This is a genomic window from Clostridia bacterium (genome assembly GCA_026414765.1).
Taxonomy (GTDB): domain Bacteria; phylum Bacillota; class Clostridia; order Acetivibrionales; family DSM-27016; genus SKW86.
The window spans coordinates 52413-75677 of the sequence record JAOAIJ010000028.1 but is presented as its reverse complement, the minus strand read 5'-3'; the positions used below and the strand labels follow the sequence as shown (position 1 = coordinate 75677).

The 23265-nt window shown below is 39.9% G+C and carries 24 protein-coding genes; 4 read left to right on the top strand and 20 right to left on the bottom strand.

Annotated elements, in window-relative coordinates; translation table 11 throughout:
• Positions 1-208 precede the first annotated feature (208 nt).
• The 6 genes from N3I35_11820 to N3I35_11795 form a co-directional block, all read right to left on the bottom strand.
• On the bottom strand, positions 209-1186 hold the full coding sequence (locus N3I35_11820) for a DNA polymerase III subunit delta' (GenBank protein MCX8130774.1): 978 nt from the start codon (positions 1184-1186) through the stop codon (positions 209-211).
• A 119-nt stretch (positions 1187-1305) separates the two neighbouring features.
• Positions 1306-1758 (bottom strand): YaaR family protein, encoded by a 453-nt coding sequence (locus tag N3I35_11815; protein ID MCX8130773.1) that lies wholly within the window; start codon positions 1756-1758, stop codon positions 1306-1308.
• A 16-nt stretch (positions 1759-1774) separates the two neighbouring features.
• The gene (locus N3I35_11810; GenBank protein MCX8130772.1) at positions 1775-2104 is read right to left on the bottom strand and encodes a cyclic-di-AMP receptor; all 330 of its coding nucleotides are present in this window, start codon (positions 2102-2104) and stop codon (positions 1775-1777) included.
• A 28-nt stretch (positions 2105-2132) separates the two neighbouring features.
• Positions 2133-2759, bottom strand: coding sequence for a dTMP kinase (gene tmk, locus N3I35_11805; GenBank protein MCX8130771.1), 627 nt, complete (start codon positions 2757-2759; stop codon positions 2133-2135).
• 22 nt (positions 2760-2781) lie between these two features.
• Positions 2782-4200, bottom strand: coding sequence for an aminotransferase class I/II-fold pyridoxal phosphate-dependent enzyme (locus N3I35_11800; GenBank protein ID MCX8130770.1), 1419 nt, complete (start codon positions 4198-4200; stop codon positions 2782-2784).
• 158 nt (positions 4201-4358) lie between these two features.
• Positions 4359-6047, bottom strand: coding sequence for a methyl-accepting chemotaxis protein (locus N3I35_11795; GenBank protein MCX8130769.1), 1689 nt, complete (start codon positions 6045-6047; stop codon positions 4359-4361).
• A gap of 251 nt (positions 6048-6298) precedes the next feature.
• Here N3I35_11795 and N3I35_11790 point away from each other — a divergent pair, with 251 nt between their 5' ends.
• Positions 6299-6979 carry an HAD hydrolase-like protein gene (locus tag N3I35_11790; protein MCX8130768.1) on the top strand — a complete coding sequence of 227 codons (681 nt, stop codon included), beginning with the start codon at positions 6299-6301 and terminating at the stop codon, positions 6977-6979.
• Between the two features lie 68 nt (positions 6980-7047).
• Here N3I35_11790 and N3I35_11785 read toward each other — a convergent pair whose 3' ends face one another.
• The 11 genes from N3I35_11785 to N3I35_11735 form a co-directional block, all read right to left on the bottom strand.
• A complete protein-coding gene (locus tag N3I35_11785; protein MCX8130767.1) occupies positions 7048-8220 on the bottom strand; it encodes an NAD-dependent malic enzyme in 1173 nt (390 codons plus the stop codon).
• Between the two features lie 214 nt (positions 8221-8434).
• Positions 8435-9202, bottom strand: a complete 768-nt coding sequence (locus N3I35_11780) for a type III pantothenate kinase (protein MCX8130766.1) — start codon at positions 9200-9202, stop codon at positions 8435-8437.
• Between the two features lie 229 nt (positions 9203-9431).
• Positions 9432-9806, bottom strand: a complete 375-nt coding sequence (locus tag N3I35_11775) for a hypothetical protein (protein ID MCX8130765.1) — start codon at positions 9804-9806, stop codon at positions 9432-9434.
• 183 nt (positions 9807-9989) lie between these two features.
• The gene (locus N3I35_11770) at positions 9990-10778 is read right to left on the bottom strand and encodes an amidohydrolase family protein (protein ID MCX8130764.1); all 789 of its coding nucleotides are present in this window, start codon (positions 10776-10778) and stop codon (positions 9990-9992) included.
• A 43-nt stretch (positions 10779-10821) separates the two neighbouring features.
• The gene (locus tag N3I35_11765; GenBank protein ID MCX8130763.1) at positions 10822-11847 is read right to left on the bottom strand and encodes a biotin--[acetyl-CoA-carboxylase] ligase; all 1026 of its coding nucleotides are present in this window, start codon (positions 11845-11847) and stop codon (positions 10822-10824) included.
• Positions 11848-11868: 21 nt separating this feature from the next.
• Positions 11869-12495 (bottom strand): hypothetical protein, encoded by a 627-nt coding sequence (locus N3I35_11760; GenBank protein ID MCX8130762.1) that lies wholly within the window; start codon positions 12493-12495, stop codon positions 11869-11871.
• Positions 12496-12862: 367 nt separating this feature from the next.
• Positions 12863-13363: a 2-amino-4-hydroxy-6-hydroxymethyldihydropteridine diphosphokinase gene (gene folK, locus N3I35_11755; GenBank protein MCX8130761.1), complete on the bottom strand. Its 501-nt coding sequence runs from the start codon at positions 13361-13363 to the stop codon at positions 12863-12865.
• Positions 13353-13721 (bottom strand): dihydroneopterin aldolase, encoded by a 369-nt coding sequence (gene folB, locus N3I35_11750; protein ID MCX8130760.1) that lies wholly within the window; start codon positions 13719-13721, stop codon positions 13353-13355. The genes folK and folB overlap by 11 nt, the downstream gene beginning before the upstream one ends.
• 83 nt (positions 13722-13804) lie before the next feature.
• Positions 13805-14986 (bottom strand): dihydropteroate synthase, encoded by a 1182-nt coding sequence (gene folP, locus N3I35_11745; protein MCX8130759.1) that lies wholly within the window; start codon positions 14984-14986, stop codon positions 13805-13807.
• A gap of 52 nt (positions 14987-15038) precedes the next feature.
• Positions 15039-15515, bottom strand: coding sequence for a YfcE family phosphodiesterase (locus N3I35_11740; GenBank protein MCX8130758.1), 477 nt, complete (start codon positions 15513-15515; stop codon positions 15039-15041).
• A 27-nt stretch (positions 15516-15542) separates the two neighbouring features.
• On the bottom strand, positions 15543-16643 hold the full coding sequence (locus tag N3I35_11735; protein ID MCX8130757.1) for an iron-containing alcohol dehydrogenase family protein: 1101 nt from the start codon (positions 16641-16643) through the stop codon (positions 15543-15545).
• A 186-nt stretch (positions 16644-16829) separates the two neighbouring features.
• Here N3I35_11735 and N3I35_11730 point away from each other — a divergent pair, with 186 nt between their 5' ends.
• Both N3I35_11730 and lepB read left to right on the top strand, forming a co-directional pair.
• Positions 16830-18350: a Ppx/GppA family phosphatase gene (locus tag N3I35_11730; GenBank protein MCX8130756.1), complete on the top strand. Its 1521-nt coding sequence runs from the start codon at positions 16830-16832 to the stop codon at positions 18348-18350.
• 47 nt (positions 18351-18397) lie between these two features.
• Positions 18398-18964 (top strand): signal peptidase I, encoded by a 567-nt coding sequence (lepB, locus tag N3I35_11725; GenBank protein ID MCX8130755.1) that lies wholly within the window; start codon positions 18398-18400, stop codon positions 18962-18964.
• A 43-nt stretch (positions 18965-19007) separates the two neighbouring features.
• Here the strand turns inward: lepB and N3I35_11720 are convergent, their stop codons facing one another.
• Positions 19008-19274, bottom strand: a complete 267-nt coding sequence (locus tag N3I35_11720; protein ID MCX8130754.1) for a hypothetical protein — start codon at positions 19272-19274, stop codon at positions 19008-19010.
• A 200-nt stretch (positions 19275-19474) separates the two neighbouring features.
• Here N3I35_11720 and N3I35_11715 point away from each other — a divergent pair, with 200 nt between their 5' ends.
• The gene (locus N3I35_11715) at positions 19475-19840 is read left to right on the top strand and encodes a hypothetical protein (GenBank protein ID MCX8130753.1); all 366 of its coding nucleotides are present in this window, start codon (positions 19475-19477) and stop codon (positions 19838-19840) included.
• 23 nt (positions 19841-19863) lie between these two features.
• Here the strand turns inward: N3I35_11715 and folE are convergent, their stop codons facing one another.
• Positions 19864-20427 carry a GTP cyclohydrolase I FolE gene (folE, locus tag N3I35_11710; GenBank protein ID MCX8130752.1) on the bottom strand — a complete coding sequence of 188 codons (564 nt, stop codon included), beginning with the start codon at positions 20425-20427 and terminating at the stop codon, positions 19864-19866.
• A gap of 170 nt (positions 20428-20597) precedes the next feature.
• The gene (gene cphA, locus N3I35_11705; GenBank protein MCX8130751.1) at positions 20598-23261 is read right to left on the bottom strand and encodes a cyanophycin synthetase; all 2664 of its coding nucleotides are present in this window, start codon (positions 23259-23261) and stop codon (positions 20598-20600) included.
• Positions 23262-23265 lie beyond the last annotated feature (4 nt).

The following is a 23265-nucleotide window of genomic DNA, read 5'->3' as shown; positions in this document are numbered from 1 at the left end:
ACCATATTCCTCCCAAGACTTCATATAGACATCAACCCTAAGCATAAAGTGCCCTTGCATGTGAAGAGTTTTTAGTATGATAACCCTTTAGTATATTGGCTATCCGAATTTTGTATTTGGTTGTCTATATGAAAGCTAAATATCTATATTCCTTATATATCTGCATAACCTGTCCGGTGTTGGCTCAGCTTTAAAGGTATAAACATTCCTAAAGCAATTTCATAAGCATTACTTCGACAGAAAGCTGATAGTTTACATTCTGTTTTATTTGCTTCCTTGCAGTCTCTATTTCCTGTACATTCCGGGCAAGCTTTTGCTCGGTGAATCCGGACACATTACTTAATATCATATCCTTTTTGTCAGAATTAATCAATATGTTTTCTTTTCCGGTCTTCTTCACCACCAGAAAATCCCTGTATAGCATACCCATTATATCAAGTATGGTATCTATGCTTCCTTTATTTGTTTCAAAAAAATCATAGATTTCGAAAATATGCACCAGTTTTCCTTCTCTGGCCATTTTCAATACAATTTCTACAGTTTTTTCCCTGAGTTCCCGGAACTCATCAGATCCAGCCAATTCTAAGGCAGACCCGATAACCCCGTCAGCATAAGAAGCAATAAAATCTACTCCTTTATTATATCCATACTTTCTTATTAAGACATCTTTAACCTCTTCAAAGGAGTTCTTCCTGAAACTGAATCTTAGGGTTCTCGACCGGATTGTCTCCATCAGTGCATTATAGTTTGATGTAGTAAGGATGATAACTGCATAGTGCGGAGGCTCCTCAAGTATTTTAAGCAGGCAATTCTGGGCCTGCACCGTCATGTTCTCGGCATTCGAAATCAGGTATACCTTTTTGTTTGAATAAAGCGGCCTGATGATTACATCACTCTGCATTTTTCTTATATCATCTACACCAATATTTGAATCATCCATTCCGATAGCATAAAAATCAGGGTTTGATCTGTTTTCATACATCCTGCAGGCCATGCAGTCTCCACAGCTCCCATCCGGCCCCGGGTCCCTGCACAAAAGCATACCGGCAAAAATCCCTGCTACAGTCCTTTTGCCAATTCCCCTGGATCCACTGAATACATAAGCATGTCCAACCCTGTCATTTTTTATTAGGCTTGTCAAAGCATTTAAAACCTCTTTTTGCCCTACTATATTTTTAAAATCCACTTTACACCTCATATTTACCTTAGATATGTGATTACCCTTATAACGACTGCTATTTTTTGCCTTGCCGGAACAAATAATGTTTCTTAACTTATCATATAAAAAAACACCGGACTTGACAATCACATTGTCAAGTCCAGTATCAAACCTCTTATATCATCAAGCCTCTGCAAAATCCTTATATGATCCTTTTCCTCTTTGAGAACATCCTCGGTCAACTGCTCCAGCTCGGTGTTGATTTTCTTTACCGAGGCATAAACCTTATACCTCCCTCTTCTATCCAGAAAGCTTTCCTTTGAAAACTTAAGAGAGCTGTTCATAGCCTCGTCCAGAAACTCCGAAATAAGGTTTTTATATATTTTCAGTTCTCTTATATCTACTTTCTTTCCGAGCTTCTGACCCTGTTCCACAATCTTGGAGGCAAGCTGGCGTATCTTCTCCTCCTGGTTTTGGCTTTCAACACGCTTCAGCTGCCCGTGGAATGCAGCCTCCTTTATGTCGGAAACCCTTCTGTCATCCTTACCTGCCGTTCCAAGTACATTAGAAGATTTACCAAGATTTTCACTTACCTTCATGAATTCACATCCTATATTATACTTTTTCAAACCTTTCTACATCAGTTACAAATATCGTAGCTCCGCCGACAACTACCTCAACAGGGTACGGCATGAACATACCGTTTATACCATTTGTTGATAAAGATGAGTTAAAAACCTGTTTACGGCTTTTTGACTTCTTTTCGATTATTCCTATGACCTCATCAACCCTTTCTTTTTCAACACCCACCAGAAGAGTCATGTTGCCGGAACGTAGAAATCCGCCGCTTGAACACAGCTTGGTTACACTAAAACCGTTTTTGTTTAATTCATCCATTACCTTGTGGCCATCCTCATCATGAACTATTGCAAAAACAAGTTTCATACATACCCCCACCTTTCTTATATTCTCGTTACTTCTTCAGAAGTTTATCCAACCACTGCCTGATGTCAGAGGATATATCTTCCACACTCCTATTGCTCTCAATGGGTTTTATCCTATCAGGATATAAAGATGCCAGCTTTTTGTAACCCGAATATACCCGTACATGGAATTCCATCTTCTCCTTCTCTATCCTATCAGCTCCAGTGCTGGCAATTCTCCTCCCAAGAGCAATCTCGGGCCTGATATCCATAAAAAACGTTATATCTGGTATTACACTGTTTAGTGCAGCCCTGTTTACATCTTCAATAATCTTAAAATCTATGCCCCTGCCAAACCCCTGATAAACGTAACTTGAATCTACAAACCTGTCACAAATGACAATCTTCCCGCTTTCCAGCGAAGGCTTTATCAGTTCCGATACCAATTGAGCCCTAGCAGCAGCATAAAGAAGCATCTCTGCTACTTCACCCATCTCAACGTTGTCAGGATCCAATATTAGTGACCGTACCTTTTCACCTATTTTTGTACCGCCAGGCTCTCTCGTTAAGACAACTTCAAAACCATTCCCTTTCAGGTAGTCTTCCATAAGTTTGATCTGCGTAGATTTTCCTGAACCGTCGGTACCCTCTACAGTTATAAATAAACCCCTGCACATATAAAATTTCTCCTCATATTAATTATACCACATTTATCTCATGATTTTCCCCAAGTCCGTTTACTATTCCACCCCTGTTGATTATATTATATATATATTCAACTGTTTCCTGTAAAAGTATTTCCCCGGGACAAACAACCGGTATCCCGGGAGGATATGGGGTGACAGTTGCTGAACTGACCCTACCGACAGCATCCTCAAGCCTTAGTTTCACAACTTTTTTATTTACAGCCTCTTTTAAGCTGACTTCCTTCCGGGGAATATTTAGTATATTTATTCTTTTATCGGCCAAAGTGCCTGTATACTTAAATCTATCAGCGATGCTGCACAACGAGTCATACAGCCTGTCATAAAATTCCTGCCTGTCTGCGACAGCCGCAATACACACTATGTTATACAAGTCTGACATTTCAACCTGTATATTGTTATTAAGCCTTAGTATTTTTTCTATTTCGTATCCTGAACATCCTGTTTTTTCTACATTGATTACTATTCGGGTAATGTCCGTGCATCCATGCTCCGGTCTTTTTGCGCTGAATACACGAAAAGGAAGGTTTTCGTTTGCAGATATATCCTGAACAAAACTATTTACCATCCCAAGCAGCCGGTCCATAAGTGTTTTGCCATGATACTGCATAATAGCCCGTGTCATATCAAGAGATGCCATAATAACATAAGATGGGCTTGTCGTCTGAAGCAGCCTCAAGTAGAATCTCAGCCTTTCCGTATCTACCCTTTGTGATTTCAAGTGCAGATACGCTCCCTGGGTAAAAGCCATAAGCGTCTTGTGAGCACTTTGGACACAAATATCGGCTCCCGCATCCAAAGCAGAAACGGGAAGCCGGGAATCAAACCTTAAGTGTGAGCCGTGAGCTTCATCCACAGCCAGAACTTTCCCGTATGAATGTACAATCTCAGCTATTTCTTCCAGGTCTGAACATAGTCCGTAGTAATTTGGCCTGGTAACAAGAACGCCCACCGCGTCGGGATTGTTTTCAAGGGCTTGTTTGACTTCAGACGGCAACAAAACAGTGGGTATCCCAAAATCCATATCAAATTGGGGTTTTATGTAGACGGGCTCTGCACCCGCAAGTATAAGCCCGTTAATTACAGATTTGTGACAATCCCTCGATACGATGAGCTTGTCCCCAGGTTCGCAGATAGACATAATAATCGCATGTATTCCACATGTAGACCCATTAACCAGAAAAAAGGTATGGTCTGACCCAAAAACCTCAGCAGCAATCTCCTGAGCTTCTGCTATGACAGATTCAGGATAATGGAGATTGTCTGTCCCGGGTATTTCCGTCAAATCCATCCTTACAATATCTTTTAAGAATTCTTCCGGCAGTCCTATCCCCAGCTTATGCCCGGGCATATGAAAAGGTACAGGGTTTCCGGAAAAATATTTTTTTATAGCATCATATATCGGAACGTTCAATCTATGCCTCCAAATACTTGTTCTTCCCATTCTGAAACAAGGTGTCAATTCTAATTCCAGTATACTTCATTAAATAAACAAACGGAAGCGGGATAAAGTATTTAGGGTAATTTTCTTCTTCTACCCCAAGTATCTATCCTGCTTCCGCTCTACATAATTTATACTTTAAACTTCATAACACTCTCTTTCAATTTTTCCGCCATATCAGCCAGATCACTGACAGATTCCAATATATGTTGTATAACCGCTGTCTGCTCTTCCGTTGAAGCAGCAACTTCTTCAGTCCCAGCAGCAGTTTGCTGTGAAACGCTGGCAACAGAACTGATCTCAGATTCTACATGTTCGGCATCACCGCCCAGAGCTTCTGTAGCAATGGAAACAGCACTGACTTTGTCCATAATAGCAGTAAACACTGCAGAGATAGATTCAAACGCTGCTACAGTCGCTGACAAAGCTTCCTCCTGCCCGTTTACTGCATTACCAACCTTACCGATTTCTGAAGTTGCATGGTTTACACCTTCCTGCATATCCTTAATTAGTTCTCCGATTTTTTTCACAGATTCTTTGGATTGCTCTGCCAGCCTCCTGATCTCTTCTGCAACTACAGCAAATCCCTTACCCTGTTCACCTGCTCTTGCAGCCTCTATAGCTGCATTTAAAGCCAGCAGGTTTGTCTGCTCTGCTATTGCTCTTGTAACTCCCAGTATTTGTCCGATTTCTTCCGACTTACTTGACAGAGTGCTTACTGCATTATTTATACTAAAAGCAAGCTGCCTGCTTTCATTCATCTTGCTTTGCTGATACTGAACAGACCTGTCTCCTGAGTCAAGAGTCTCTTTCGCTCTTTCTACAAGCACTCTGGATTCATTCATCTGTACAGAAACATTTCTGAGTCCTGAAACTATATTCTGTATGTGGCTGTTTGCCTCTTCTGTAGAAGCAGCTTGCTCAGTAACCCCTCTTGCCTGATCCGATATAGCTATGGCAATCTGTTCGGACACTTTGCCTACTTCCATCAGCGACTCTTTCATTTCGCGTGAAGAGTTATTTACAGTTATGCTTGTATTTTTCGTTTTTCCTATCAAAGACCTCATTCCGTCAATCATTTTGTTTATATTTGATGCAATTTCTCCAATCTCATCTTTGGATTTCACATCAGCTTTTACAGTTAGATCACCCTGAGATACTTCATCTAATACTGTTACAATTTTTTTGACATTCTTAATAATTATTCCTGTAAACAGCATCAATATAATAACACCTAAAATCACTGCAATAATATTTGTTAATCCTATAGCAACAAGTATATCGTTAATCTGCTTATCTACATAGCTTTTATCGACACCCACAAACCACATACCGATTACCTTTTCGGTAGAATCTCTTAAGGGTATGTATTGAACAATACAGTCCTTCCCGTCGACTTTAGCCTCTCCCGTATAAGGTTGACCCTTTTTCAATACGGTGTCTATAACTTTTTCCACTGCTTTTGTTCCGGTTGCCCTGCCTTTATTATTCCCCGGTACACTGGTAGAAATCCTTGTATCTCCACAAAACAGTGTAGCATAAGCTCCTGACTGTTTTTTCACTTCGTCTACAATTGAGAAATCATCATTTAGGAGTTTTCCACCCTTATACAGCTGGCCATCCTTAGCACTCCAGTCTCCTTTGTATTTCTCGTTTAAAAGGCTGTATCCGAGATTCAAATCCGACTCAAGCTTATCAAACATACTTTTCTTTGTTGTAGAAATCACTTTCATATCCGTTATGAAGTAAACCGCAGCTCCAAAAACTAAAAGAATACCAATAAATACACATAAGAACTTAGCCCTGATTTTCATATTCATATGACTTCTCCTTCGTAAAGTAATACTTTGTATATTATTACATAATTTTGGTTGCTTGGATATAAAAACTATACAACATAAATATTATTCTATAAATTTAGACAAATTCCTCTTTTAAAATGAATTTTTATTCGTAGTTTTTTAGTCAACTGAGCTTAGTTGAAAACATATCTATGATGGAAATATGCTTCACCTTCATATATAATTATCGGTAGAAGATTGATTTCACATTACGGGTAAGGAGTATATAAATGTATAAAAATACAAAGTTATTGATATGGGATATAGACGGCACTCTTATCCAGGGACGCGGTATTGGCCGGATAGCTATGGACAAAGCTTTTTTTGAGCTTTATGGGATAGACAGCGGATTTAAAGGTATTGAAATGGCTGGGAGGCTTGATGCTGCTATAGTCGGTGATGCGTTCAAATTACATGGCATTTCAGACTCAGACCAGAATATTTTCTTTTCAACCTACTGCAGGCATCTTGAATATGAGGTAGCTAGGTTGCCAGGGACAATTGCTGCGCCAGGCATAATAAGACTTCTGGAATTACTCCTAAATGAGAAAAATTTTTTCAGTATACTGGGGACAGGCAATATTGAAAAAGGTGCAAGAATAAAGCTTGAAAAGGAAAAGATGAACAGATTTTTCCCAACAGGAGGATTTGGCGGCAGTAGGCTGGAACGTTGGCAAATAATTCAGGAAGCAATCCATAACGCCCAGGATTATTTTGACATGGAATACATTCCGGAAAACATTTATGTCATAGGTGATACACCTAAAGATATTGAGTGCGGGAAGAAGCTGGACATAAAAAGTATAGCGGTAGCCACAGGTATGTATTCTGTTCAGGAACTTCAAGCATATGAACCAAGTTATGTTTTTGAGGATTTTACCGATACGGAAAGTTTCCTGAAGATATTTTAGAAAAAATACACCCTATATATCTAGATATATAGGGTGTATTTGATATCTGTCCGTCTATTTTTTGTATACTATATTCTTGCAACACCTGTATCTCTTGCTGCCTTAGCAACTGCTTCTGCAACTGCCTTACCTACTCTAGGATCAAAAGGAGCAGGAATTACGTAATCAGGCTTTAATTCTGCTTCACTTACAAGAGATGCTATAGCTTTCGCTGCAGCTATCTTCATTTCATCATTGATATCGCTTGCTCTTACGTCAAGAGCTCCTCTGAATATACCTGGGAATGCAAGTACATTGTTAACCTGATTCGGGAAGTCCGAACGTCCAGTTCCAACAACAGCAGCTCCGGCTTCAAGTGCTTCCTCAGGCATAATCTCAGGTGTAGGATTAGCCATAGCAAATATTATCGGATCTTTTGCCATTGACTGAACCATTTCTTTTGTAACCATCTTTGCTGCTGATAAACCGATAAATACGTCAGCTCCGGCAATTACATCCTTCAGTGAACCTTTTTTCTTCTGAAGATTTGATATTTTAGCCATTTCTTCCTTCACAGGGTTAAGATTGTCTCTTCCTTCATAGATAGCGCCCTTAGTATCACAAAGAATAACTTTCTTCAAACCCATTGCCATAAGCAATTTTGTAACAGCTATTGCTGATGCACCAGCGCCATTTACTACGATCTCAACTTCACTGATATCCTTCTTAACGATCTTGAGTGCATTGAGCATACCTGCGACTGTTACTATTGCTGTACCGTGCTGGTCATCATGGAAAATAGGAATATCACATTCCTCTTTCAGTCTCTTTTCAATTTCGAAACACCTTGGAGCTGAAATATCTTCCAGGTTTACTCCACCAAAGCTTCCAGCAAGAAGCTTAACAGTTTTTACAATTTCATCTACATCCTTTGATCTTATGCAGAGAGGGAATGCATCTACATTACCGAAGGTCTTGAAAAGAACGCATTTCCCTTCCATAACAGGCATACCTGCTTCAGGTCCTATATCGCCAAGACCTAAAACCGCTGTTCCGTCAGTAACAACAGCAACGAGGTTCCATCTTCTTGTATAAGTATATGATAAGTTTACATCCTTCTGAATTTCGAGACATGGCTCTGCAACTCCTGGAGAATACGCAATTGACAAATCATACTTATTAGCTACCGGAACTGTGCTTATAACTTCGATTTTACCCTTCCACTCAGCATGTGCTTTAAGTGCTTCTTCTTGAATACCCATAAATATTGACCTCCTATATTTCTGTGAGCGCTACTGTATTTTGAGTGCCTTCTCACAAGTATTTGAATTTGTATACTATGTATTAAGTTTGTTAAAAAAAATACAATCTATATTATAACATATGGATTCTGGAATTCAAGCTAAAATTTTTGTAGAATAATCAAAAATCGGAGCACTATTATAGTATATGTCTATGTACCCCAAATTACTTGTACTATCTGTTTTTCTCATATATTATCCTTAATCCCTCAAGAGTCAGGAACCCATTGATTTCACTAATGGTAGATGATTCCGTTGCTATAAGCCTTGCCAGGCCCCCAGTTGCTATAACCTTTATATTCTCTTCCTTCATTTCCTTCTTCATTCTGTCTACTATATAATCCACTTGTCCTACATGTCCAAAAATAATACCTGACTTAAGGTTTGCTATAGTATTCTTTCCAATAACACTCTCTGGTTTCGAAAGTTCGATTTTCGGCAGCTTTGAAGCCTTTTGGAACAGTGCTTCCGCTGCTATCTTTACGCCAGGGCAAATAACCCCGCCGAGATACTCTCCTCTTGCTGATATTGCTTCAAACTTTGTTGCGGTTCCAAAGTCCACCACAATCGCTGGCCCACCATACAATTCGAGAGCTGCCACAGCGTTCACTATTCTGTCAGCCCCTACTTCTTTGGGGTTCTCATACTTTATATTGATCCCCGTTTTCAAACCTGGACCTACAACTATCGGATCAAGGTTGAAATACTTTTTTATAGCGTGCTCAAGTGAATACATAATGGGGGGAACTACTGATGCAATTATGACAGCCTCTACACCACGCACATCAAGCCTCTCATTGTTAAAAAGGCTTACAATGAACATACCGAACTCGTCTGAAGTTTTCTCCTTATCCGTACCCAGCCTCCAGTGATACAGGAGCTTTTTCCCTTCATAGACCCCCAAAACTATATTTGTATTACCCACATCCATAACTAAAATCATTTTTGTCTCCATTTCTGCTACGGCTAAATGAATTATCCCATAGAAGATCAAGGGTTTCTATGAAAACAGTTATGGGATAAAAATCATTTAGTTGCCCATGCCGCTTATTTTTATCGTCTGAAAAACAGACATAAGGGCAAGTCTTTTAAAATCTTCAGTTTCTTTCAGACTTATATCCTCCAAGTGTCACCCGTACAGCCTTTAAAGAGGATATATCCCTCCATCTGCTTTACAGCCCCAACCTCATACTTTTTATTTCCTTTATCTCGAGTTCGATTTCCTTTTCTATCCTTGCTATATCTGCTTTTATGTCGTCAATTGTTTCCATGGCCTTTACCCTGTTATTATATCTGGGCGCAGAATTCTGATATGAGTGATTCTGTCTGGATGAGCCTTCCCGCTGGTATCCTCTGGATTGCCCCCCCTCCCTGTTGTAGCCGCCTTCCCTGGCAGGAGCGTTATCTCTTGTTTGTGTATTTTCTCTCCCTGAGGAGTTTTCTCTTGAAGAATTGTTTTCCCTGTTTTGGTATTGATTGTTCTTTTGCCCATAATTCGGATTGCCATTATGGTTGTTTCTCTTTTGGAACTCATGTCCCTTTTGCATTGAACTTCCCCCTCTATTACCTGGAATATATATGTTCTGTTACTTTAATCCTATTTATCGAAATATTCATAGTTTTCTCTACGGAAAGTCACCAGTATTAATTTTGCTCTTAAAAAAGCAATTTGTCAATCTTATTTTCCTGGAAGCCAAGTCCTGTCAATACTTCTATACACTTATAACCGGTTATATTCCCAACAGTGCTTTGGCATTCCCCCCCAGGATCATGTTTTCCAGCTCTTCACCCAGCTTCAGTTCTTTAATCTTTCCTATTTCCTCGTTCTGATCGCACCATGGCGAATCAGTTGCAAAAAGTATTCTTTCCTGATTATGATTTCTTATGATGCGTTTTATTTGTTCATCATCAGTCTGCCCTATACTATAGGAAGTGTCCAGATACAGATTTTCCCCGACAAGGTATCTTTCAACATCGTCCCAGCAGGAGTATCCGCCCATATGGGCTGCTACGATTTTCCCTTCCGGAAAAGCATCTACAACTCTCAAAAGCCTGTCCGGCGTACAGTGACATGGTAAAGGAAGTCCAATATCGATTCCTGCATGAAAGACCAGAACTAAGCCAAGTCCGAGAGCATACTCGTATATGCAAAACATCCTGTCCTCATCAACATAAAACGATTGGTAATCAGGGTGAAACTTGATTCCCTTGAGTCCCAGTTCCGAAATTCTTCTTAATTCATACTTCCACTCTTTGTAGTCAGGATGTATACTCCCAAAGCTCACAATTCCCCCACCATTTACATTTGAAGCCCAGGTATTTATCTTTTCCGTCTGCTCCGGATTTGTAGCGATGGAGAGTACTACTGAACAATCTATTTTGCTCCGTTCCATGGATTTTTTTATATCTTCAAGCTTACCCGTAAGTCTTGCAGGAATACCTGCACGTTCTGCCAGTACAGGTATAGCCTTATCAGCCACATTATCAGGAAAACAATGAACATGAAAGTCAACTATCATCTTGCAATTCTCCTCTGTTCTTATCTTATCATTTCTCTGATCCCTATGCGTACCCCAGCAAGCCTCTGACTGAAACCTCCCCGGAGATAACCTCGCGCCTCATACCGTCATCACAATCAATGACCAGCTTGCCGTCATCCGTAATATCTATGGCAGTACCGGTGAATTCACTACCTCTGAATGTAACCCTTACTCTTTTCCCGAGAGTTATGGAATACTTTTTCCATAACCTTATAATGTCTGCTAATGCCTTATTATAAGTATGTATACTGTTAATCCCGAAGTATATTCTTTCAAGCTCAACCAATACCTTCTTAATAATTTCACTCCTCTTAAAAACTCTACAATCTTTTTGACCGGAATTAACCTTCAAAGAAGTTGCCAATCCACGGAGATTATCTCCAAAATCTTCAACTTCATGGTTAACATTAATACCTATGCCCAGTACTACATAATTTACCCGTTCCATCTCGGCATTTATTTCAGTAAGTATTCCACAGACCTTTTTCCCATCTATCAGTATATCGTTAGGCCACTTAATCCCGGCCTTCAGCCCGCAAACAGCACGTAAGGCTTCAACAACAGCTACCGATGCTGCAAGTGTAATAATCTGTACATCCTCAGGCAGTATCGAGGGTCTGAATACTACAGACATCCATATACCTTTCCCTCCGGCAGAATCCCATTCCCTTCCGAGCCTGCCTCTTCCGGCTGTCTGAATATCCGCTACAACTAAAGTTCCGTCAGTACATCCTTCCCCTGCCAGCCTCTTTGCATAAGTATTAGTAGAGTCAATAACATCAAAATATACTGTTTCCTTACCTAGCAGCTTTGTTTCCATACCGTACGCAATTTCGTAAGCATTCAGGACATCCGGATACTCAATAAGGCTGTACCCCTTCCTGGAGGAAGATTCTATTCCATACCCTGTATCCTTTAGCTCCTTGATATGCTTCCATATGGCAGTCCTGGATACTCCGATGGTTTCACTCAGTGCTTCTCCTGAAACATAGCCGGGTGTATTCCTTTTCAGCTCGTGGAGTATCAGCTTGTTTATATCATGATTCATCTGTATGCCCCTTCGTTATAATCAATAAGCTCTCAAATCAGGTATTTTTATCGTATACACCTTTCCTGCTTTCACATCCGTAAAAGCTGCCAGTCCTTTTTCCTTGTCCTCTACTCTGGTAAACACTCCCTCTTCAGACAGTTTGCTGTAAAAACAGTATAGCATCGTGTCATTAAAATCAATATTTTCTTCCTTATAGCCTTCAATAATATTATTAACATAAAGTTCTTCAGAGTTATTATATAAAATCGGAGAATCCAAATGCCTGTCCAACGCACTAATCTGTCCCGGTATCACTGTACAAGTCACCAGGCATTCCGGCATCCTGTAAGTACCAAATACATAATTTTCAGCAGGAATTACAGATTTTTCATATACTTTCATAATATCTGCTGAGTTCGTACCAATTTCATACAGTGAATTATCCGCAACAAAACAATAGCTTGGCGACAGTTCAAGCTTAATACACTTTAGTCCGGCAGACCTGAATTTCTCCAGATCATCTCTGGGGTTAAGCAAGGCAGAGATGCATTTTTTGATCTCCCCATTTACAACAACCTCCTTGTCAAACCATTTAGAAAGCTTCAAGCCACATTCTACAGCGTTTCCGGCTTCTTCCACAGGTATGTAATAGTAGACCTCTATCATCGGATTCCTCCTATAAAACAAACTCCAGTATTACCGTCTTCATGCAACACGAGTATCATATTCCTGCAAAAACCCGTATACATGAAACAGTTCAATTGAATCTGAAAGTAATCTAATATATTATATCACAACAAAACTGCATATTAAAAACATCTAATTACCGATGGGCGCATATTTTTCCTTCAACACAGGCATCGGAATAACCTGGGCCATACTAAAAATGCACCCAATGCAGATAGATTATTGTTAATAATGCAACTATATTTACCTGGCATGTCACATAATTTAATATATGTCCACTTATTATGTTATTTCACTTCAGTTTTATTGATTTATCTTCCATACAAATAGGTAAACAGTGTCGAATTTATATTTCAAAAGGATATGCCTTAAATAGTTTAACTCCGTCCCTGTCACTGCATTTACTCAGCAATATATCAATTTCTTCACAGCCGATGCTTTCCTTCTGATACACATCTCTGAGCGGTACAAGCACAAAGGCTCTCTGCAGCATCCTGGGATGTGGTACCACCAATTGAGGAGTGTTTATTTGCAGTCCTTCATAAATCAGAATGTCTATATCGATAGTCCTTGGCCCCCAAAGTATTTCCCTTGTCCTTTTCAACTTTTTTTCTATACACTGAATTTTCTCTAGCAAGTCTGACGGCGCAAATCCAGTTTGAATTTTTATAACCATATTCAAAAACAAGTTCTGATCTGCATACCCTACAGGCTCTGTCTCATAAATCTGTGATACGCTAACTATGCGGGTGTTTTCAAGTTCTGATATGTAATGTACCGCATTAATAATGTTTTTCTCCCTGTCTCCTACATTCGCTCCAAGGCCGAGATAAGCTTTATAAATCATTTCTGCCTCTTCTCAATTCGACTTCTGCCCAATCCAGCTCCCCGTCAATCGGAGCTTCAGGCTTTCTTACCCGGACTACGATCTCGCTTATCATCTTAAATTCTGTCGCTATTTCCCGGGAAATCCTGTCGGCCAGACACTCTATAAGTCGAAATTTATTTTTTTGAGTTATATTTTTTATAATATTATAGACGACCGAATAATCCACAGTCTTTTCCAGATCATCTTCCCTGCCGGCTTCCCTCAGATCGCAAATCATTTCCACATCTATATAAAAATACTGTCCATTTGTCTGCTCCTCGGGAAGCACACCGTGGTATGAGTAAAATTTCATATTCTTCAAAGTTATTCTATCCACTGGTTCACCTATCCTTTTATAACAAACCTGTTAATGTACTGTTCTTTACAACCGCAAATTATACTCAGCCAGCTCTCAACCGCCTATGCTCTTACCATAGCATCAGTCATACGTGCTACACGGGTCATTTCCTTGACATCATGCACCCGTATTATGTCTACTCCGTTTGATATTCCTACTGTTATTGTAGCAGCTGTCCCCTCAAGCCTTTCATTTACAGGCAAATCCAGGATATTGCCTATCATTGATTTTCTTGAAGTTCCAAGGAGTACGGGAAGCTCTAAAGAGTTTAGTTCTTTCAGTCTTCTCATTACTTCCAGGTTATGTTCCAGAGTTTTTCCGAACCCTATACCCGGATCTACCGCCATGCTTTCACGCGCAATACCCGCTTTCTCCGCTATTTCTATACTCCGTCTGAGAAACTTTACTATATCACCCATGAGATCTGAGTATTCCCTGTTATCCTTGTTATGCATCATTACTACTCCTGCCCCGTACTTGGAGACAACTTCTGCAATATCCGGATCTTTTTGCAGCCCCCATACATCATTAATAATATGAGCTCCTGCCTGCAATGCTTTTTCCGCTACCAAAGCCTTGGATGTATCTACAGATACGGGAACCTTGATTTCCCTGATCAGTCTCTCAACTACCGGTACTACACGGTTAATCTCCTCAAATGCATCAACAGGCTCATAGCCGGGTCTTGTCGATTCTCCTCCCACATCTATTATGTCAGCCCCTTCTTCCACCATTTCTCTGGCTCTTCTTACGGCTATCTCCAAATTATTGTATTTTCCACCATCAGAAAAGGAATCGGGAGTTATGTTCAAAATTCCCATTACATATGTCTTCTCACCTATCGGAAGTTTATATTTTCCACACTCAAAAAACTCAGGTTTGCCTTTATCTACTGATTTCAAAAGCCTCTGTATCTCCTGGGCAATTTCTTTAAGCACTCCCGGCTGCATTCCCAGCTTATATATCAGTTTGTTATACTGGCTGTACGTACCCATTATGAGTATGTCTGATTTCTCTACCTTACAGCTTACTACACCTTTATTTACTGCCGCATCTCCACCCTTGCCAAGCATTTCCTGCTTTATGATATTTGCAGCAAAAGGACTGATGTTCTCCAGTTTGATTGTGATATGGACAGCTTTTGATGAAAGCCATGGTATGGAGGCTGCGTCTACTCCTATTTTTCTTATCTCCTCCTTAGCCATATCCAAATCACTAATATATAAAACCCTGGCATTAATCATAAAGTCACCTCCAATTAATAAAAGTAAATTTAATGGATAGAACATATGCAAGTCAGAAATATATTATTTTACCGCTTACGCTGCCCCTGCTTACCGACAGCATACCATAGGAAAAAAACTTCTGCCGCCTTTTGTCAGTAGGTGATCCTGGATTGAAATACAGGACTCCTTCAATAACCTCATTCATAGGTATGTGACTGTGCCCAAAAACTATACAGTCCAGATCCTCCCCTTCAAAGGCTTTCCGGACTCTTCCGAGAGTAGTGCCCTTATCTCCGTACCCATGTATCACACCTATTTTGCAATCATCTACCTCTATAACCTTTTTCCTGTCAATTTTGACCCAGTCCTCTTCACTGTCGGTATTTCCCATGACATACTCCACCTTGGCTATATCCTCCAGCTCATATATAACATAATCTTTATTTATATCTCCTGCATGTATTATAAGGTCTGCCCCCTTTATGCCTTCCAGCAGAACCCTGGGCAGTGTCTTGCCTCTTCGCGGAATATGGGTATCAGAAACCACTGCTATGCTGACTATATGCTACTCCTCCTATCTCAGACTCTTTCTCATTATGCTTACCAAGTCTTCCTGCAAAACCTCTCTGGCATTGTAGGAGGTGCTTCTTTGCTTCATTGCAAGTGATGCATAAAGTTCAAGTTCTTCTTCACTTACATTGATCTTTCTGTTGATCAATGCCCTGATTACAGCCTCAAACTCATCAATATCTTTTATCCTTAGCAGCTTCAGTATATTTTCAATTTTTTCTTGCATAATTCCGTAATTATATCTTAAATATTCTGCCATAAGCATACCATTGGCTTCCCCATGGGGAATATCCCTGAAATATGTAAGTGAGTAACCCATCCCGTGAACTATTGTAGTACCGGTATGGGCGATTACCATTCCCGCCAGCATAGATGCATAGAGAAGTTTTTCCCTTGTATCGAAATCCAGACGGTTCTCTTTTATACTTGTCAGACAATCACCGAATACTTCTATGGAGGCTAATGCCAGCACATCGCTGATATGCATGCTCCTTTTGCTTAAATACCCCTCTACTGCGTGTGACAATGCATCAATAGCTGTATTTACTGCAACATTACCCGGAAGGCTTTCAGTATACCTGGCATCCAGGAAAGCTACCTTTGGAAACAGTTCTTCGTTTCCAAAACTCATTTTTGTCTGCATATCTTTTCTGGTAAGAATTGAATAAGGCGTTACCTCACTACCTGTCCCTGCAGTAGTCGGTATTGCTATAATGGGAATAGGTTTTTTCTTAAATGTACTTTTGAATAATTCAAGGGGTTTTATATCATTGACAGCCAATACTGCAATGGCTTTAGCTGCATCCAGCGGGGACCCTCCTCCTATCCCTACAACAAAATCCGCACCGAATTCATAAGCAGCTTCTCCCCCCTCTTTTACGTTTTCAAGTGTGGGGTTGTTTTGAACTCCGTCATATATCTTATGCTCTATGCCTGCTTCATCCAGCACTTTAATAACGTCATTCAGAGCCCCACTGCTCACTGCCGACGTTTTCCCGGTTACGACCAGAGCCCTGTTCCCATATTCTTCAAAAACCGATTTGTTCTCACTTACACAATTTTCCCCCTGGAAAACCTTTGTCGGAACAAAAAATTTAAAGTTCATTTTATCCTCCACATCTTTGCAAATCTATATGTAAATATTATCTTCCATTTTTTATTATAATATATAGTTAAGTAACTCTAAAGCTATAATTATTTTTGTTGCTTAAGTATTGTTCAAAGTATTAAAATTAAAATAATACTCAATAAATATTTTTTCCTCAAAATAAACTTAAAGTGTGGGATCAGTTTGAATAAGAAAATTGGGATTATAGATCTTGGATCAAATTCTGTAAGGCTTGTAATATTTGAGGTAACCCAAAACGGAGCCTTCAAACTCATAGATGATATCAGTGATACTATCCGTCTCAGTGAAAACATGATTGATGGAAAATACTTGAATGATTTTGCCATGCGCCGGGCTTTAAAAACAATAAAATTATTCAGAAAACTCTGCCTTTCGCACAATATCCCTCTTAAGTCCATAATTGCAGTGGCCACTGCAGCAATGAGAAAGGCGGAAAACAGGGAACAGTTCATAAAACAGCTGTATAACGCTACCGGCCTGAGCTTCCGAGTCCTTTCAGGGGAGGAAGAGGCCCTATACGTATATAAAGCTGTAGTGAGCTCTATTGATGTGGATAGCGGAATAATCGTAGATATTGGCGGAGGCAGTACAGAAATAATAAAATTCAACCGGGGCACCCTTAAAAACTACACAAGCATTCCTATAGGTGCTGTAGTTGCTACAGAGACTTATCTCGAAAAAGATCTTATACGGCCGGAAAGCCTGAAACTACTGGAGGAAAGACTGGAATCCATATTAGGCGGGTATGATTGGCTGACAGAAGGTGATGATCATATTCTCATAGGCCTGGGCGGTACAATCAGAAACATGTCCAAAATACACAGGAGGCGCTGCGGTTACCCTCTTGACATCGCTCATAACTATTCAATTGATATAGGGGATTTCAACGAAATATTTGACCAGTTGAAATCATTGAATTTGGAAGCAAGAAAGAGTATTGACGGTATGTCTTCAGACAGGGCTGATATAATAGTAGGTGGACTTGCTATTTTGAAATCCATTATAAGACTTGCAGGTATAAAGGAACTTCTTGTAAGCGGAAGCGGATTACGTGAAGGGATTATGTATGAGCATATCCTCACCGCCTACAGGAACAGGACTTTTGATAGCGTACTGGATTTCAGCCTAAACAATTATATGGATATATTCAATGTACAGAGGGCTCATGCCGATCATGTCTGTTATCTGTCATTAGAATTGTATGACCGCCTGAAACCTCTGCATGGGCTGGGTGCCGCTGAACGGAAGATGCTAAAAGCAGCAGCACTGCTGCACGACACAGGTATTTCCATCAGTTACTATGACCACTGTCAGCACTCTTATTACCTTATTCTGAACTCGAGGCTAAACGGTCTTACACATAGAGAAACTGTGCTTATTGCTACCATAGCCGCTTCCCACGGAAAGGATAAACTAAAGAAAAATATATATAAGAGCTATGAGAAAATTCTTCTCCCGGGAGATACAAAGTTGATCCTTAAGCTGTCTGCCATCCTGAGGCTTGCAGAGTGTCTCGACCGGAGCGAAACAGGAGTTGTAAAAGCAATTGACTGTCAAGCCAGTGGTGATATCATAAGACTGAAAACACTATGTGAAGGAGATGCTGAACTTGAAATAAACCTGGCAAATGAGAATTCGCAGGTTTTTAAAAAACTGTTCAAAAAACAACTCGTAGTGTTATAAACATAATTGTGCTAAGACCAAAATCAATGAGGAGGAGAAGAGTATTTATGCGCATACTCAGGGAAATTCTCGGGTGGATTTGTACATTAATAATCGCAGTTGCAATTGCAGTAATAATCAATCTATTTATCTTCCAGCCTCACGAAGTTATCGGAAGTTCCATGGAACCCACTCTTGAAAGCGGAAATATAGGCATAATGTCAAAAGTTCAGCACACATTGAAAGAAGTACCCTCCTACAATGATATTGTAGTCATAGACAGCAGAGTAGAACACAAACATACCCTTAAAGATGACCTGATTGATTCACTTAAATCCAATATTATTTCCAGGAAAATCTTCAAACAGGAAAATCACATATACTGGATCAAAAGAGTAATAGGCAAACCAGGCGATGTTTTGGAGTTTAGGGATGGAAAAGTCTACAGGAATAATATTGAGCTGAATGAAACTTACATTAAGGAGCCTATGGAAACAAGTGCATACCAAAAGGTCTTTATACCGGAAAAGCATGTATTTGTGATGGGTGACAACAGGAATAACAGCATGGACAGCAGAGTGATAGGGAGTATTCCTCTTGAAAACGTGATCGGAAAGTTAGTTTTCAGTTTTTAAATATTCAAGCCCCCGGACCGGAATCCAGGGGCTTTTATTTTTCTTATATCATGCCTGTATTCAATTTGTTACGAATAATCCTTTCCTTGCTTTCGATGGGTACATTACCTTTTTTTAAGGTTTGTGCAGCCAGGTCGAAAGCCTTGTTAATTACAGTTTCACTCATTTTGAATTCCCGGCCTGCCATTTCCATCACAGCCTTATCATGTTTGGGGCTATAATGCCCGTCCTTCTTTTCAAGCTTTTTATACTGTTTCTGGCAGAACTCGTATATTTCCATACATTTTTTTGCATCCAACAAACTACACACCCTCTTTCAGTAAATTATGATAACTATATTTTATCAGCTTATTCTAAAAAAAATATGTAGAATTTGTAAACAGAAGCTTAATTTTTGATTACAGATCTGTAAAAATGTAATTGGACTCATCAATATAAAAAGCTTTATTTTTAGATGGATTTATTCTAAAATACTGTAATAAAGGATGCTTAACGGAGGAGTTGCAGAATATGGGGTTCAAAAAAGTTACCAGAAAATATAGCAGCGAAATAGGTAAAAGAAGAGCAGAACTGGCATGTGAAGATTTGCTTAATACAAATGAGGATAACGAGGATTTGAAACATATTGAGATCATTCTAGGAGAAAATGAGGTAATTCTGACTTCAAGCAAAGAATCTTATGAGGCACTCGGCAAAAAGTATCCCGTATTCAATATTTGTAGAGAAAACTGTACTTTCAGTAGATCTAAGGGATGTAAAAACTTTGTTACATATAAGATCAACAATGATGAACAGATAAATAGGATGCTCAGGGTTAAGAGAAACTTTTATAAAATCAAACTCATCTGGAATTATGTATTCATTAACTATATCTGAAAGCCCTCTGAGTAATACAGTATTTACCTCCCGTTGATCAAAGACATTACTTCCGCTCTTGTCCTTGCATCAGTTTTAATAATACCTCTAAGTGCTGAAGTTACAGTTTTTGATCCGGGTTTTTTAATCCCCCGCATTGTCATGCAAAGATGTTCTGCTTCTACAACAACAGCTACTCCCAAAGGCTCCATTGTCTCCATGACAACATCAGCTATCTGGCTGCTTAATCGCTCCTGAAGCTGAGGCTTCTTTGATATGGTGTCCACTATCCTGGCAAGCTTGCTTAATCCCATGACTTTACCCCTTTTGGGCAGGTAAACTACATGGGCTACACCTACAAAAGGTAATAGATGATGTTCACAAACAGAATACAAAGGTATATCCTTTACCAATACCATCTCTTCATGGTTTTCTTCCTGAAATATCTTTACTTCATCTCTGGGATCTTTATGCAATCCAGCAAATATTTCTTCGTACATTCTTGCAACTCTGTCAGGTGTTTCCAGAAGTCCTTCCCTGTCGGGGTCATCCCCTATTGCTATAAGTATTTCGCGTACAGCAGCTTTTACCCTATCTTTATCTATCACAAGATCAACCTCTTTCTATATATCTAATAAGCTCTTAAGCTTTTTTGAAGGTATTAATTTACTATAACATAAATAATGTTACCTTAACAGCAGCTAAAAAGCCATATATAGTTAATCATATATGGCTCACTAAAATAAAATTAATCTCTTGCTACAGGTGATATATATACTCAACTATCAACTGTCAGTTCCCTAACTGTTCCCGTTTCCTCAATCAATATATCCGGCTTTATATCACTGTTCTCCAGTTCTTTTATAAACCTGGTTACTACCCCATAGGCAGGCTCATACTCTTCGTACAGCATAGTGATCAGATCGCCGGGCTGCGCATCAAGAATAGCAGTTTCCAGAGCTTTTTCCTCCGATGGTATTATTATTATGTTCTCCTTCTTAAGCCCGCTTTTTATAACCGATTCATAGAGCAATCCCGCTATTTCCCCAGGCTTTCTGCCTCTCAGATCCCTGTCCTCTTTTATATATATTTTATCAAATACTTTCCCGCACAGTTCGCCTATTTCCTTCACATTCCTGTCAATTCTGTCTCCGGGTACGCCAATAACACCAACAAGCCTGTTAGCTTCCATTTTTTTTAAAAACCTTGTGACTTGCGCGTACCCGCCGGGATTATGCCCATAATCGAGCATAACTTTGAAATCGCCTAAATTAAACATACTGAATCTTCCCGGGTTAGTTTCAAATGATGCCATCCCCTGGGCAATCACCTCAAGCGGAACACCAATACAGTACAAAGCTGCAACTGACGCAAGCACATTCTCTATATTACACTCCAATACCCCTCCAAAAGTGATAGGTATCTCTTTAGCATTCATCAGAATCTTTTTTACGCTGCCGTCGTATATACATATATCATTCCCTTCAAGGAATGCAGCTCGTCCACTTTTGCTTAAGTGTGCTTTAACAAGTGGATTATCGGGAGTTTTGGAGAACAGCATGACGTTACATGATACTCTCTTCAAAAGATATACCGTCATCTCATCCTCTGCGTTTAATACCGCATATCCATCGGGTTTTATTGACTCCACCACCAATGCTTTTACGAAAGCAAGTTCCTCCAGGGTATTTATACCATCCAGCCCCAGATGATCATCCCCAATGTTTGTAACCACTCCTGCATCTGCCAAATCGTATCCAAGGCCCCTTTTCAGTATGCCTCCCCTGGCTGTTTCAAACACAGCAGCTTCAACATCCCTATTGGTCAAGACAAACTTTGTGCTTACAGGCCCCGTATTATCCCCTTTCAAAATGCATTTACCGTCAATAAAAATGCCGCTTGTGGAAGTCATACCAACTGTCTTACCCATCAGCCCCAAGGTATGTCCGATAAGTCTTGTCGTAGTAGTTTTCCCATTTGTCCCCGTTACAGATATAATAGGCAAGCTGTATGGCTGTCCCTCAGGAAACATCATTTCTATAATATCTGCTGCCACATTTCTGGGCTTTCCCTCCGATGGATACAGATGCATTCTCAATCCAGGTGCTGCATTTAGCTCGATTATGCAACCGTTATTCTCACTTATGGGTTTGGAAATATCCTCTGTTGTAATATCTACCCCGGCTATATCCAGTCCGATGGCCTTTACTGCTCTTATTGCGATTTCCCGGTTAAGTGGGTGTATGTCATCTGTACAGTCTCTTGCAGTTCCGCCGGTGCTTAAGTTGCCGTTATCACGAAGCCTTACGATCTGTCCTGCTTCAGGAATACTGTCGTGGGACAGTCCATAGCGTTTTAGCACTTGCATAGCTACACTATCAAGCTTTATCTTTGTTAATGGCTTTTCATGGTCATCTCCCCGGAGTGGATTGGTGTTTTCCTTATCAACAAGATGTTCTATAGTGTGTATTCCATCGCCTACTATAAATGGAGGCCTTCTTTCAGATACTGCAACCACTTTGTTTCCTACGACAAGTACGCGGTAGTCCTTACCCTTGACATATTTTTCGACTATGACCATTTTACTGTGTTTTAAGGCTTCCCTATATGCTGTCCTTACCTGCATGCTGTCCCTGATATCCAGAGCAACTCCCTTACCCTGATTTGCGTTATATGGTTTTAAGACGACCGGATATCCGATCTCCTCAGCTATTGCTACTGCAGAATCTTCAGTATATGCCATATCTCCTTGTGGAACAGGTATTTTATTGTCTTCCAATATCTGCTTTGTCAGATATTTGCTACCTGCCGTATCAACGGATATGCAGCTAGGAAAGTCACTCAGCGATGCTTCTATTCTCCTTAGATATTTCCCATGTCCAAGCTGTAGTAAACTCTCACTCCCCATTCGCATTACCGGTATACCACGTTTTTTTGCTTCCGCATATATTGCTTGAGCACTCGGTCCAAGCTCAGTTTCCACTGCTATTTTCCGTAAATCTTCAAGTATATTTTGTATATTTATTTCCTGCCGCGATACCAGGCTTGACATGATTTTGACAGCAGCCCTGCAGCACTCAATTCCACATCTTTCGTTTACATACTGTACAACTATATAATATATATTAGGTTCATCCATAACCCTGGTTTTCCCATAACTTACTTCGTATCCCATTATTTTTTGCAGTTCCAGTATCAGATGTTCGGTTACATGACCAATATATGTTCCTTCTTCAAGTCTCTCAGCAAACCCTCCTTCATATCCCAGTGAGCAAAAATGCTTGTACAGACCTGGAAAAAGATTTAGCAAGCTTTCATTGAGGCCTTCTATTTCCCTGGTAGGCTTTTTATATAATTCTCCGATATCCAATACCATTTTTATAACAGGCTTGTGGCTAAAGGTATTTCTTCCTTTAAAGCTTTGTATATTATGGATTCGCACTATT